Here is a 13,512-nt window from a genome sequence, read left to right on the forward strand (position 1 = left end):
GCTCACGCCTCGCCCGTTTTGCGCTGGGAACTGGCCATGGCCTTGGCGTCGTAGCCGCCGAGGCGGTCGCCGGACACCAGCTCATTGTGGGCATGGGCGAAGTGATGCAGGCCGAACACCATGTCCATGGTCGCGCGCTTGCCCATCAGGTCTTCAGCGTTGTTCACCGCTTGCTTGCTCAGTTGCAGGCCCAGGCGCGGCATCTGGGCGATGCGCCCCGCGATATCGAGGGTTTGTTGCTCCAACTCATCGCGAGCCACCACCCGATTGAGCATGCCCATCTGATAGGCACGCGGCGCCGGCATGCGCTCGCCGAGGAACAGGAACTCCTTGGCGATGCGCGGATTGAGTTCATGCACGTGGGCGAAATACTCGACTCCGGGAATGCCCATGCGCACCACCGGATCGGCGAAATACGCATCCTCGCTGGCGACGATCAGGTCACAGACCCAGGCCAGCATCAAACCACCGGCAATGCACGCGCCCTGGACCATGGCGATGGTCGGCTTGGGCATCTCGCGCCAGCGACGGCACATGCCCAGATAGACTTCCTGCTCACGGGCATAGAGAAACTCACCGCCCGGTTTGTTCACATGGTCGTACCACAGGCTGGCGCGGTCGAAGGTTTTGTCGACGTCGCGGCCCGGGGTGCCGATGTCATGCCCGGCGGAGAAATGCTTGCCGGCGCCGCGCAGCACAATGACCTTCACTTCATCGTCATCGCAGGCCCGGCGAAACGCCGCGTCCAGCGCATAGGTCATCTGCGAGTTCTGCGCATTGTGGAACTCGGGGCGGTTCATGGTGACCAGGGCCACCGCGTCGCGCACCTCGTACAGCACCACCTCGGCCTGATTGTTATCGTTATGTTCAGCCATCACTTTTCTCCGCAACGCGTTGCTCAGCGTTGGCCTGGCGGGTTGTCTTTGAGTTGCAGGGCGCGCAGGTTGTGCGGATCCAGGCGCTGGATCAGCTGCAACTGCTCGGCCGTCGGTGCCTCCGTGGTCGGGCAAGCGTCCGGCACGTGCAGCTCGAAGCCGGTGTTGTCCTGGACTTGCGCCGCCGTCACGCCGGGGTGCAGCGAACGGATGCGCATCTGCCGCTGCGGGCCCTGGAAATCCAGGACGCAGAGGTCGGTGATGATCAAGCGGATGTCGATGTCGTCCAGCGACCAGCCCCGCGCCAGGCGGGCCGGGTTGTAGCCGACCGAGGCGACCATATCGACCTCGCCTTCGACGAATACCCGCCGGTTATGGCTCGGCACGCAAAACGAGTTGGCGTGGCTGATCGAGTTGCCGGGGAAACCGCGCACACCGAGCATCTGCGCCTTGGGTTTGGCGTAGTCGCCGATGCAGGAAATGTTGGCTTGACCGTAACGGTCGATCTGGGTCGGGCCGACCAGCGCATGGCGCTTGCCGCCCCAGACGTTGTCGAAAATCCGCGAGAAACCCATCCAGCTGTCGCGCTTGGGTTCATAGCCTTTGCGCGCGCCCAACGGCACCGGTTCGGCGACCATGTAGGCTTCGGAATCGGTCATCAGCAGGTTCGGGTTGCTGGTCAACATGGCCAGCGAAGCGGCCAGACGCGGGATCACGCCGATGCCGGAGGCCAATACTTCGCCGTCCTCGCGCCAGGCTTCGGAGGCCGCGCAGATCATCAACTCAGCGAGGCTGAAATCAGTAGTGCTCATCGAAAGGCTCCTTAGAAAATCGGCAATGGCAGTTCACGGATCGCAGCCAGGCCGCCGACCTTTTCCAGATACTGTTCGTGGGTGCAGTCGACGTAGTCGCGCACATAACCTTCCCAGCCATCGGCCGCCTGGACCGTGGCGTTGTAGGCTTTGAAGTGCGCAACATCGAAACCGTACAGCGGCGCGCACGACGACGGATGCGCCCCGCCCGGCACGTGGGCCACGGCGGTGGTCAGGTTGCGTTCCCAGAACACTTGATGGGCATGGGCGTTGTCCTGATGGAAATACTCGCTGTCGACCAGCTCATCGCAGGTCACGTAGCTGTGGGTCGCGGCCCGCACGAACAGGTCGTCCATGTAGTGATCCGGACCGCTGATCTGACACACGCCGCGTGCATCGGCGCGGTCGACATGCACCAGCGCCGCATCGAGCTTGAGCGCCGGCATGGCGACCCAGTCCTTGCCATCGGCATAGGGCGAGGCGATCAACTTGATCTGACGGTTGTGGCGCAGCACATCGGTGCCCAGGCCCACGGCGGTCGGAATGAACGGCACATTCATCGCTGCGGCGCGCAGGCCAAGCAGCAACATGCCTTCATCGATCTCCATCACTTCCAGCGCCGCTTCCTGGCGCGCCTTGCGGAAGTACGGCTCCAGTGGAATGAAATCCAGGGACACGAAGGCGAACACCAGCTTCTTGATCTTGCCGGCCGCGCAGAGCATGCCGACGTCCGCGCCACCATATGCAACAACAGTCAGCTCCTTGAGGTCCGAGCGCAGAATCTCGCGCACCAGCGCCATCGGCTTGCGGCGCGGGCCCCAGCCACCGATACCGATGGTCATGCCGTCACGCAGTTGGCCGACGATCTCGGCGGTGCTCATTTGCTTGTCCATCGTCTTGTTCCTCATTGGCGACCGACACTGAAGTCGTGGCCCCAGTGGCTGACCACGGTGCTTTCGAACGGTGTGTGGCGGTCCCAGTCGACCACCAGGCCATCGCAGCCGTATTCCAGGTCAAACCCGGACGGGGTCTTGATGTAGAAAGAAATCATCTGGTCGTTGGTGTGCTGGCCGAGGGTGGCCGACAGCTTCACGCCGTTGGCATGAACGCGATCCAGGGCGCGGCCGACTTCGTCCAGCGCGTTGACCTCGACCATCATGTGCACGCAGCCGTGGGGCATCGGGCACTCGAAAATCGCCAGCGAGTGGTGGCGGCCGTTGTTGCAGTGCAGGAAGTGAATACGCTTTTGCGGCTCGGCCGGGTCCGGGGTGAAGCGGACTTTCATCAGGTCCGACAGGCCGAAACCCATCACCTGCTCGTAGAAGTCGCGGCAGCGTTCGAAGGCCGGGGCTGGCAGTACGACGTGGCCCATGCCGAGGTCGTTGGTGACAAAACCTTTGACGCCCACCGGCGAGACAAAACGGGCGAAATCCTGCAACGGGCCCCAGAAAATTTCGTGGCGATTGCCATCTGGGTCGCTGAAGTGCACCAGTTCCTGGACCTTGCGCAGTTCCGCTTCGGCGGCGGTGCCACGGATCACTTGCACATCGGCCTGCTGCAACTCGCTGACCGCCTGTTCCAGCGCCGCCTTGCCGGCCACCTCCCAACCGCAGGCACCGAAACCGTTCTCGGCGTTCTTCTGCACGAGGATGCGGTAATGACGTTCGTCCATTTTCAGGTACAGACGCTCATCATCGCCGCTGACCATCATGCCCAACACCTGGCTTGCGTAGTGGCGCCATTGCGCCAGGTCGCTGGACAGCAGGGTGACGTAACCCAGACCACGGATATCCATGGATGCACTCCTCGTTTTTCTCAGGCCGTGCCGCCCTTCGGCTGGTGCCGGGGGAGACTTTATGTAGGGGCTATTCAAACGGGTTCGGGGAGGGGCAACATCGTCCAATGGGACTAGCGGAAAACAGGCAGAACGCAATCCCTGTAGGAGCTGCCGCAGGCTGCGATCTTTTGATTTTGTTTTTCAGATCAAGATCAAAAGATCGCAGCCTTCGGCAGCTCCTACTGGTGGATCGCTACTCTCGCGGATCGATTTGATCGAGCACGCGGTTCGCGGTGATCTCAGCCAGCATGACGCTATTGGAAATACCCAGCAGCGCATTACGGTCACCGCCCTCCAGATGATCCACCAGTTGATGCACCATCACATCGACCGAGGCCAGGGTCTCGACCAGATAGACCACCAGGGTTTCGGTCGTGGCCCCGGGGTCGACGCTGAACAGCGTGCTGATGGTTCGAGGGGTGGCTTTGATGTCGGCGGTCGAGGGGAAGTGGTAAGCGAGGGCACGCTCGGCGGCTTCGTTGAGTTTTTTTGAATCGGGTTCGTACGGGGATGCTGGATCGGTGTCCGGCGGGTTTGGTGTGACTTTGAACATATCTCAGGTTCCTAATGATGTGCCAACCTCCTGCTGCTAAACGAAGAGGGTGGCAGCTGCACGCAGGTTAGCAGACCGGGGAACCTAAGAAGCCGGCGCGCCCAAGGGCGCCCTGCGTACAGCCACCATCAAAATACAGGCACAAAACCTGACTGATAGAAGCGTCGTACGACTTAGGTTATACCCGAGCTGCTAAACCCGATCACTGATGAGCAGTGACGCGAATCAAGTTACCGAGGGGCTCCAAGGCGCACAAGCCGGCGGATTCTGGCGTACCTGTAGGCAACGACGCAAGGCGCTGTAGCTTTCATCGAGTAACACTGACAGCCGTTAATCAATCCATGTTTAACGACCCAAAAACCTGTGGGAGCGAGCTTGCTCGCGATGGGGCCATACCAGTCAACATCGATGTTGAATGTAAGACCGCCATCGCGAGCAAGCTCGCTCCCACAGGGGATAGGCGGTGTTCAACGCCTTATCTGGCAGGCATAAAAAAACGGGCCTTGGGGACCCGTTGGAAAGTTGGCCTGACGTCCGTGCCAGGCCTGAAATGCGATCAACTGTGGGAGCGGGCTTGCTCGCGATGGGGCCATACCAGTCAACATCGATGCTGAATGTAAGACCGCTATAGCGAGCAAGCTCGCTCCCACAGGGGGGATGCGGTGTTCACGCCTTTAGCGTCAACTTTCAACCCTTACGAAAATGCGGAATCACCTTCTCGCCAATGTTCTTCAAGGTCTCCAGCTGTGCCCACTGCGGCACGGTGCCCATCTGGCAGATGAACAGGATTTCGTCGGCGCCGGCATCGATCAGGCGCTGCACGTAGCCGATGCAATCCTCGACGGTGCCGTAGGCGTGGTTCGGGTTCATCATGGCCATGGTCGGGTCGGAGAAGTCGACGCTGACTTCTTCCGAGGCGAAGCGCGACTTGATCACGCTCTGGCCGTTGCCATCGACGTAGGTGTCGTCTTTCCACTTCTCCGGGTCCGGACGCTCGCCACCGCCGTACCAGTAGCCCAGGGATTCCATGAAGTAGCGCTGGCCACGGATACCGATACGGCGCGCTTCTGCGTTGTCGTCCAGCACGATGGCCGGGCACAGCGCGGCAATGTGGCGATTAGGACGGAAACCGACCTGCTTCTTCTCATCGCGGTTGTCGTAGGCCGTGTGATACACCTCGACTTTCTTGGCGATTTCTTCCGGGCCACCGAAGCCCAGCACCAGCGCGCCCATGCCACGACCACCGGCATTCTTCAGCGACTCGGTGTTGGTGCACGCCAGGTACATCGGCGGGTGCGGATCCTGGTACGGCTTTGGATGGATCGGGCGCTTGGGGATCTGCACGAAGTCGCCGTTGTGCTCGATCTCGTCCTGCACGAACATTTTCGGGATCAGGTACATCATCTCGTCGATCTGCGGCTGCAAGGTCGCCAGGTCGTAGCCGAAGGTGCCGGCTTCCTGCTGGGTGCCGCCCTTACCCACGCCAAAGTGCACACGGCCCTTGGACAGCAGGTCGAGGGTGGCGATGCGCTCGGCGACTTTCACCGGGTGGTTCATCGCCGGCGGCAGGCAGACCACGCCGTGGCCGATGCCGATGCGCTCGGTTTTACCGGCCACGAAAGCCAGCATGGTTTCCGGCGCGGACATGTGCGAGTAGTTGCTCAGCGCGGTGTGTTCCACGCACCAGAAGGTGTCGAAACCGAGCTTGTCGGCGAGCACGGCCTGTTCGACGGTGTCCTCGAAAATCTTGCGGTCGCCTTCGCGGCTGGAGTCCACCGTCTGGGCTTCGTAAATCAGGGAAAATTTCATGGTTGATCCTTGTGCTTATTTGGATGCGCAGTCGGCGCCAGAGACCTGTGCCTTGCGCCCATGCTCGGGTATTGGCAGGGCGCTCGAATCACGCAAACGGACTAGCCGGTTTGCAGGGAAGCGTCAGAGGAAAAAGTCGTTGCTGTCCTGACCCATGCTCACGCCGCCGAGGTTCCAGGCGTACTTGGCCGGGCTGTTGGCAACGTGGGCGCGACCGGTGTGAATGTCGCGGAACGCACGGTTGATCGGATGGCTGCGGAAGATCGTCGAAGCACCGCTGTTGAACATCAGGTCGCCAACGGCCTTGGCGCACTTGTCGGCCACCAGCGCCGAGTCGTAACGCATCTTCACCCGCTCGGGCATGCTCAACGGCTCGCCCTTCTGCGCGCGCTCGAGCATCAGGGCGAAGTTGCGATGCAGCACGGTCTTGCACTCATCGACGCAGACCATCGCATTGGCCAGCGACGATTGCGCGGCCGGGTCCTGGACCATCTTGCGACCGTCATTGACTCCGACCCGGGCACGGTTGTGCTCGACAAACTGATCCACCGCGCCTTGCAGGGCACCGATGGCCGAGGACGAAACAGCACGCACGAATATCTGCCCGAACGGCAAGCGGAACAGGGGCGCAGTGTTCACCTCGTTGCCCGGACTGTTCTGCATGAAACCGTCGAACGCGCGATGGGTGCGGTACTCGGGCACGAAAGCGTTTTCCACCAGGATGTCGTGGGAACCGGTGGCTTCCAGGCCCATGACGTTCCAGTTATCGAGAATCTGGTAGTCGCTGCGCGGCACCAGGAAAGTCCGGTAATCCGGCGCCCCACCCGCCTCTGCCGACGGCACCAGCGCACCGAGGAACGCCCAGTCGCAATGCTTGCTGCCGGAAGAAAAGCCCCAGCGCCCGCTCAACTTGAAGCCACCCTCGACCCGCTCGACCTTGCCCACCGGCATATAGGAAGAGGAGATCAGCACGCTGGAGTCGCTACCCCAGACATCCTGGGCCGCGCGGTCGTCGAACAGCGCCAGTTGCCAGTTGTGGATCGCCACCACCCCTAGTACCCAGGCCGAAGACATGCAGCCTTCGGCGAGCGTCATCTGCACGTCGAAGAAGTCCTTGGGCTCCAGTTCATAACCTTCCCAACGGGACGGTTGCAGGATGCGAAAGAAACCGGCGTCGTGGAAATCCTTCAGGGTTTCTTCAGGCAACTGGCCTGCTTGCGCGGCATTCAGGGCGCGTTCACGCAGGATCGGCACCAACTCGCGGGCACGTTGGCTCAGACGCTGGCGAATCAGGTCTTGGTTGAGCATTTTTATTGTTCTCCTTTGTTCACCCCGTCCGCCGGGGCGCGCGTGCAACGGGGCGGGTGTAGCGCCCCTACACTGGCATTCAAACAATGCGCAAAGCGGCGGGCATCCCTCAAACGGACCATGTGGGATTGGGGAAAAGTTTTTTGGAGATGAATCTGAAAGAGGAGTGTTGGCTGGCAGGCCGTCTTCGCGGGCAGGCCCACATTGAGTCCCCTGTTTTACTCGGGACTTGTGGCCACTGAAGACCCCTGTGGGAGCGAGCTTGGTCCGGGCGGCGTTCCGACGATGGCTTTGTGTCAGGCGACGAGTGTTTTGTGGGTGTACATATCCATTGCTGCGGTCACGGCCGCTTAGGGTTCCGCCCTTACGGCGGGTCACTTTGGAAAAGCCCCAAAGTAACCAAAGGGCTCTTGCCCCTGACATTCGGTGCCTCGCTGTGGCTCGGCATCCCCTCGCTCCGGTCCTGCTCCGTGGGCCCGCCGCCATCGGCCATCCATGGCCGGGGGCGGCTAACCCGGCATCCATGCCGGGTTGCCCCGGCATCCATGCCGGGTTGCCCACTGCGCAGAACCTCCTCTCGGCCTCACGAGGGGGCGTACACCGCAACAGCGCCCGAGGCGGCCTACCGGCCGGCCTGTTCGCGGGTTTCGTTCGTCTGGGAGGTACCTGGTCGGTTGGCAGGCCGCTATCGTCGGAACGCCGCCCGGACCAAGCTCGCTCCCACAGGTGCTGAGTACATCTGTAAGGAATTGGTCGGCTGGCAGGCCGCCATCGTCGGAACGCCGCCCGGACCAAGCTCGCTCCCACAGAAAAGCAAAAGCAGAGCGGCGTACACCCACGCTTCTCACCACTCATCAGGCCGAGCGTTAGCTCGCCTGCAGCTCTTGATCTTGATCCACCCGCCCCCTCGGCAGGCTGAGTGGAGGTATTCATCCGGGGATGGGCGCGCAGCGCCGTTCGACGCAGTCGAACTCATTGCATGTAGGTCGAAGCGAAGCCGACCGGAGGGCAATGCCCCCGGATGAATTAGCGAGGGGCCGTACGTAAGGGGCGAGACCTTTGGTTCCTTTGGGCTGGGCCGGCACTCCGGCGTTTGCCAAAGGGACTCGCCGTAAGGGCGAAACCATAAGTCGCCGTTACCGCAGCAACGGATATGTACCCCATCAACCAAGAGCCTGGTCGGCCCAGAGGCCGCCAAGGCCTAGTCCCCTCGGACGATGTGACGACTGGACGTCAGAGCAAGAATCCATCGCACTCCCCAACCAACAAAAAGGCCCAGTGCGATGAACGACGTCAATCTCAAAGCCGACATGCTCCAGGCCATGCGCCGCCTGGCCAAGTCAGTCACCATTATCAGCACCAGCAACGGCTCCGAACGCTTCGCCATGGCCGCCACCGCGGTCGACTCCCTGAGCACCGAGCCGCCATCACTGCTGATCTGCGTCAACAAGACCGCCTCGCCCCACGCCGCACTGGCGACCGGTGCCGACTTCTGCGTCAACATCCTCGGCGTCGAACAACAAGACCTGGCCAACCTGTGCAGCGGCGCGATCAAGGGCGAAGCGCGCTTCGACCGTGGCAACTGGCTGACCAGCCCCGGCGGCATTCCTTACCTGGGTGACGCACAGTCGGCGATCCTCTGCCGCCAGGACGGCCACTTCAGCTACGGCACCCACACCGTGTTCATCGGGCGCATCCTGCAGATCCACACCACTGATGCCATCACCCCGCTGGTCTACCTCGACGGCAGCTACACCACCACCGCCAAACCCGCACCTTCTCTCGCTGTTGCTGGCTGAGGCCCGAACATGGACAGCCTGAACCGGTTGACGGCGTTGCGAGTGAACAGCGCCGACCAGTTGCCATGGGATGACCGTTGCGACTTGCTGATCGTCGGGTTTGGCGGTGCCGGCGCCTGTGCCGCCATCGAAGCCAGCACTCGCGGCTTGTCGGTACTCGCACTGGATCGCTTCGAAGGCGGCGGCGCAACGGCGCTGAGCGGTGGCGTGGTCTATGCCGGCGGTGGCACGCCGTATCAGCGTCAGGCTGGCTATGAAGACACCAGCGAAGCCATGTTCAACTACCTGCGCAAGGAAGTCGGCGACGCCGTCAGCCTCGAAACCTTGAAGGGTTTCTGCGAAGGCAGCCGCGAGCAACTGGCCTGGCTGGAGCGACAGGGCGCGGCGTTCGAAGCCAGCGTGCCGCCGCATAAAACCTCGTACCCGAGTGACCAGTACTACCTCTATTACTCCGGCAACGAAGCCGTGCCGGCCTATGCCGCCAGCGCCAAGCCGGCGCCCCGTGGCCACCGCACCAAAGGCCCGGGCATGTCCGGCGCCAGCCTGTTCGCCCCGCTCAAGGCCAGCGCCTTGCGTCACGGCGCGCGCCTGCGCAGCCAGTGCGAAGTGCGGCGACTGGTGCTCGACCTCGACGACAAGGTCCTCGGTGTCGAAGCCTGGCAGTTGCCGTCGGGTAGCCGCGCCGCCAGACAACATGCCCGTCTGTCGCGCTGGGCCGCCGCCATTCATATGTACGCTCCGGCGTTGGCCGACCGCTTGCGCGCCCGTCAGCGCCGCATCGAACAGACCAGCGCCATTCGCCAATTGATTCGCGCCGAACAGGCGGTGTTGCTGAGCAGCGGTGGTTTTATCTTCAATCGCGATCTGGTTCGCCAACACGCGCCGCAGTACCTGGCCGGTCTGCCGCTAGGCGCCACCGGGTGTAATGGCAGCGGCATCGCCCTGGGCCAAAGCGCCGGTGGTAGCGTGGCGCGAATGGAAAAGGTCAGCGCCTGGCGCTTCATCAATCCACCACTGGCCTGGGCTCGCGGACTGATCGTCAATGCTCGCGGGCAACGTTACGCCAACGAAGAAATCTACGGCGCGACCCTCGGCCACGCCATGATCGAAGAACAGGACGGCCGCGCCATTCTGATTCTCAATCGGGCGCTGGTTCGAGAAGCACTCAGTCAGGTCGGCCCCGGCAAAGTGTGGAATTTCCAGCGCCTGCCAGTGCTGCTCAACCTGTTGTTCAACGCCAAGCGCAGCACCAGTCTGGCCGGGTTGGCCAAACGCTGCAGCCTGCCGCCGGAACTGCTGCGCCAGAGCGTCGAACGCTATTCCCGCGCGGCACGGGGTGAGGTCGCCGACGAGTTCGGCAAATCCGCCGCGATGCTCGCCAACCTCGAACAAGGCCCGTGGTACGCCCTCGACCTGTCCTTCGACAGCAAACTTTTCCCCTGCCCGGTCATCACCCTGGGCGGACTGAAGGTCTGTGAGGACAGCGGTCGGGTACTGGACCACACCGGCCAGCCAATAGACGGCCTGTACAGCGCCGGCCGCAATGCGGTCGGGGTCGCGTCCAACCTGTACGTCTCCGGCCTGTCCCTGGCCGACTGTATTTATTCCGGTCGCCGGGCTGCCGCCCACGTGGCCGACCAATTCGCACTTCAAACCGCACGATCAGGAGAACAACAATGCAACGTGTAGAAGGCAAAGTCTGCATCATCACCGGCGCCGCCAGCGGCATCGGTCGCGAAGACGCCCTGCTGCTGGCCCGCGAAGGCGCCAAAGTGGTACTGACCGACCTCAACGAAGAAGCCGGTCGCCAGGTGGCCGCGGAAATCGGCGCCAATGCGCTGTTCATCCGCCACGACATCGCCAGCGAAAGCGATTGGCAGCACGTCGTTAAAACCACCGTCGAACACTTCGGCCGTCTCGACGTGCTGGTCAACAACGCCGCGATCCTGGCCCTGGGCAGCATCGAAGACACCACCCTGGAACTGTGGCAGAAGGTGCAGAAGATCAACGGTGAAGGCTACTTCCTCGGCTGCAAATACGCCATCCAGGCGATGAAGGAAACCGGTGGCGGCTCGATCATCAACATGTCGTCGGTGGCCGCGTTGGGTGCAATGCCGATGTTCTGCGCTTACTCGGCGTCTAAAGGCGCGGTGGCGGCGATGACCCGTTCCATTGCCCTGCACTGCAAGCAGCAGGGCTACCGCATCCGCTGCAACAGCGTGCACCCCGATGGCGTGAACACGCCGATGACCCAGGCCCTGGCCGGTGGTCAGCCAATCCCGCAGGAAGCGCTGGACCAGGACCCGATGAACCGCATGGCCGCTCCGCGGGACATTGCCAACGTGGTGCTGTTCCTCGCCGCCGACGAGTCACGGTTCGTCAACGGTGCCGAGATCCGCGTCGACAATGCGCAACTGATCAGCGGGCTCTGAGGCCGAGGTGAACATGGGCACGCAACAGCAGAACCTGACCCCGGCCGAACACACGACGGCATGCGTCTCATTGCAAGTGTGCGCGGTGATCGACGAGACCGCCGATGCGCGCTCGCTGGTGCTGGACGTACCGCCAACCCTGCGTGAGCGCTTTCGCTACAAACCGGGCCAGTTCCTGAGTTTTCGCGTGCCCTTGGCCGGCAAACTGTTGACCCGCTGCTACTCCATGGCCAGCTCGCCCCTCGCGGACGCGCTGCCCAAGGTCACGGTGAAACGGGTCGACGGTGGCCGGGTGTCGAACTGGATGAACGAAGTGCAGGTCGGCGACTGGCTGGAAGTGCTGCCACCGGCCGGGTTGTTCTGCCTGGACCCCCAGGCTGACACCGAAAAGCCCCTGGTCCTGTTCGGGGGCGGTTCGGGCATCACCCCGGTGTTTTCCATTCTCAAATCGGTGCTGCACAGCAGCCGGCGGCCGATCAAGTTGATCTACGCCAACCGCGATGAGGCGTCGGTGATTTTCAAGGACGAGCTGTGCCGGTTGATCAAGGCGCATCCTGATCAACTGCACGTGGTGCACGTCCTCGATTCGGTGCAGGGTTTCCTGACGGACCATCAGGTCCGTCATCTGCTACGCGGATCGGCCGGTGGCGACTACTTCATCTGCGGGCCGGGACCGTTCATGGACACCGTGGAGCGCACGCTGCTGGCACTGGGCGAAGCGGCCGAGCGGATCCATGTCGAACGTTTCGTCTCGCCACCGGACCCCGACGAGCTGCTGGCCGAAGAAGCTGTGGCACGGGCTGCAGCCATGGATTCGCAGTGCGAAGCGCTGATCGTCGAACTCGATGGCCAGCAACACGAGATTGCCTGCCAGCCCGGCGACACCCTGCTGCAAAGTTGCAAGGCGGCGGGCCTGGACGTGCCGTCGTCCTGTGAAGAGGGTTTTTGCGGGGCGTGCATGTGCGTGGTCAAGGAAGGCGAAATCCAATTGGCGCGCAACGACGTGTTGAGCGCCAAGGAACTGACCGATGGCTGGACACTGGCCTGCCAGAGCCGACCTACCGGTGCCCGGGTACGCCTGAAATTCCCGGATTGAGGCTACACCTGCCCCTGTAGGAGCTGCCGCAGGCTGCGATCTTTTGATTTTTCAGAAGCAAGATCAAAAGATCGCAGCCTGCGGCAGCTCCTACAGGGGACGTGCGTTCATTTGCGATCAGGCCGATTGAGGCGCTCTGTCGCCATAGTCTCAACGGACGATCATGTCCGGCCCGGTCTGCGGTTAGACTCGGCCCAAGCATTAGCCCACAACAATAAAAGAGGTGCAGTTATGGCTCGTTTGCAGAAAAAGGTCGCGGTGGTCACCGGCGGCGCTTCGGGGATCGGTCTGGCCTGTGTGCGCCGTTTCGCCGATGAAGGCGCGCAAGTGATCGGACTGGACATCGGCAGCGCACCGGCTGACTTTCCCGGCCTGTTCATGACCCTGGACGTGCGCGACGAAGCGCAGGTGCAGCAGGTCATGCAAGAAGTCATCAGCCGCTTCGGGCGCATCGACGTACTGGTCAACGCCGCCGGCGTCGCCGACCAGGGCAGCGTGACCCAGACCACCACCGCCGCCTGGCAACGGGTGATGGACATCAACCTGACCGGCAGCATGCTCACCAGCAAATACGCGCTGGCGTCGATGGTTGAACAACGCAATGGCTCGATCATCAACGTCGGATCGATATTCGGCCTGCAAGGCTGCGACGGCAACGTCGCCTATAACGTGTCCAAGGGCGGCATCAACCAGCTGACCCGCTCGATGGCCATCGACTACGGCTACGCCAACATTCGCGTCAACGGTTTGTGCCCGGGCCTGATCGAAACGCCGATGACCAGCATGGTCCGTGACAATGACGCGTTCCACGCGTTTTTCGCTTCGCAACACATGCTCAGCCGCTCCGGGCAACCGGAAGAAGTGGCCAACGTCGCGCTGTTCCTGGCCTCGGACGAAGCGTCCTTTGTCAGCGGCCAGATGATCGCCGTGGACGGTGGTTTCTCCGCCGGTCGCCGTTTCGCCCCGCCCGCCCAGTAATTCGTTATCCGGC

Annotated in this window: 12 protein-coding genes; 5 read left to right on the plus strand and 7 right to left on the minus strand. The window is 62.4% G+C overall.

Features of this window, described 5'->3' with window-relative positions; genetic code table 11:
* Positions 1-2: 2 nt before the first annotated feature.
* From ASD95_RS24205 to ASD95_RS24235, 7 genes are all read right to left on the minus strand, one after another.
* A complete protein-coding gene (locus ASD95_RS24205) occupies positions 3-875 on the minus strand; it encodes an enoyl-CoA hydratase (protein WP_056722359.1) in 873 nt (290 codons plus the stop codon).
* A 23-nt stretch (positions 876-898) separates the two neighbouring features.
* The gene (locus ASD95_RS24210; protein ID WP_056722361.1) at positions 899-1,687 is read right to left on the minus strand and encodes a CoA-transferase subunit beta; all 789 of its coding nucleotides are present in this window, start codon (positions 1,685-1,687) and stop codon (positions 899-901) included.
* An 11-nt stretch (positions 1,688-1,698) separates the two neighbouring features.
* Positions 1,699-2,580, minus strand: coding sequence for a CoA transferase subunit A (locus ASD95_RS24215; RefSeq protein WP_056722363.1), 882 nt, complete (start codon positions 2,578-2,580; stop codon positions 1,699-1,701).
* 11 nt (positions 2,581-2,591) lie between these two features.
* Positions 2,592-3,482, minus strand: a complete 891-nt coding sequence (locus ASD95_RS24220) for a VOC family protein (protein WP_056722365.1) — start codon at positions 3,480-3,482, stop codon at positions 2,592-2,594.
* Between the two features lie 235 nt (positions 3,483-3,717).
* On the minus strand, positions 3,718-4,077 hold the full coding sequence (locus tag ASD95_RS24225) for a DUF6124 family protein (RefSeq protein ID WP_056722366.1): 360 nt from the start codon (positions 4,075-4,077) through the stop codon (positions 3,718-3,720).
* Positions 4,078-4,764: 687 nt separating this feature from the next.
* Positions 4,765-5,886: an LLM class flavin-dependent oxidoreductase gene (locus tag ASD95_RS24230; protein WP_056722369.1), complete on the minus strand. Its 1,122-nt coding sequence runs from the start codon at positions 5,884-5,886 to the stop codon at positions 4,765-4,767.
* A gap of 123 nt (positions 5,887-6,009) precedes the next feature.
* Positions 6,010-7,194 carry a flavin-dependent monooxygenase gene (locus ASD95_RS24235; protein ID WP_056722371.1) on the minus strand — a complete coding sequence of 395 codons (1,185 nt, stop codon included), beginning with the start codon at positions 7,192-7,194 and terminating at the stop codon, positions 6,010-6,012.
* A gap of 1,283 nt (positions 7,195-8,477) precedes the next feature.
* Here ASD95_RS24235 and ASD95_RS24240 point away from each other — a divergent pair.
* The 5 genes from ASD95_RS24240 (at position 8,478) to ASD95_RS24260 (ending at position 13,499) form a co-directional block, all read left to right on the plus strand.
* Positions 8,478-8,993 (plus strand): flavin reductase family protein, encoded by a 516-nt coding sequence (locus tag ASD95_RS24240; RefSeq protein WP_056722372.1) that lies wholly within the window; start codon positions 8,478-8,480, stop codon positions 8,991-8,993.
* Positions 8,994-9,002: 9 nt separating this feature from the next.
* Positions 9,003-10,682 (plus strand): FAD-binding protein, encoded by a 1,680-nt coding sequence (locus tag ASD95_RS24245; protein ID WP_056722375.1) that lies wholly within the window; start codon positions 9,003-9,005, stop codon positions 10,680-10,682.
* Positions 10,670-11,425 carry a glucose 1-dehydrogenase gene (locus ASD95_RS24250; protein WP_056722377.1) on the plus strand — a complete coding sequence of 252 codons (756 nt, stop codon included), beginning with the start codon at positions 10,670-10,672 and terminating at the stop codon, positions 11,423-11,425. The genes ASD95_RS24245 and ASD95_RS24250 overlap by 13 nt, the downstream gene beginning before the upstream one ends.
* 13 nt (positions 11,426-11,438) lie before the next feature.
* Positions 11,439-12,521 (plus strand): ferredoxin--NADP reductase, encoded by a 1,083-nt coding sequence (locus ASD95_RS24255; RefSeq protein WP_056722379.1) that lies wholly within the window; start codon positions 11,439-11,441, stop codon positions 12,519-12,521.
* A 231-nt stretch (positions 12,522-12,752) separates the two neighbouring features.
* Positions 12,753-13,499, plus strand: a complete 747-nt coding sequence (locus ASD95_RS24260; RefSeq protein WP_056722380.1) for an SDR family NAD(P)-dependent oxidoreductase — start codon at positions 12,753-12,755, stop codon at positions 13,497-13,499.
* Positions 13,500-13,512 lie beyond the last annotated feature (13 nt).

The organism is Pseudomonas sp. Root71, assembly GCF_001429045.1.
GTDB lineage: Bacteria > Pseudomonadota > Gammaproteobacteria > Pseudomonadales > Pseudomonadaceae > Aquipseudomonas > Aquipseudomonas monachiensis.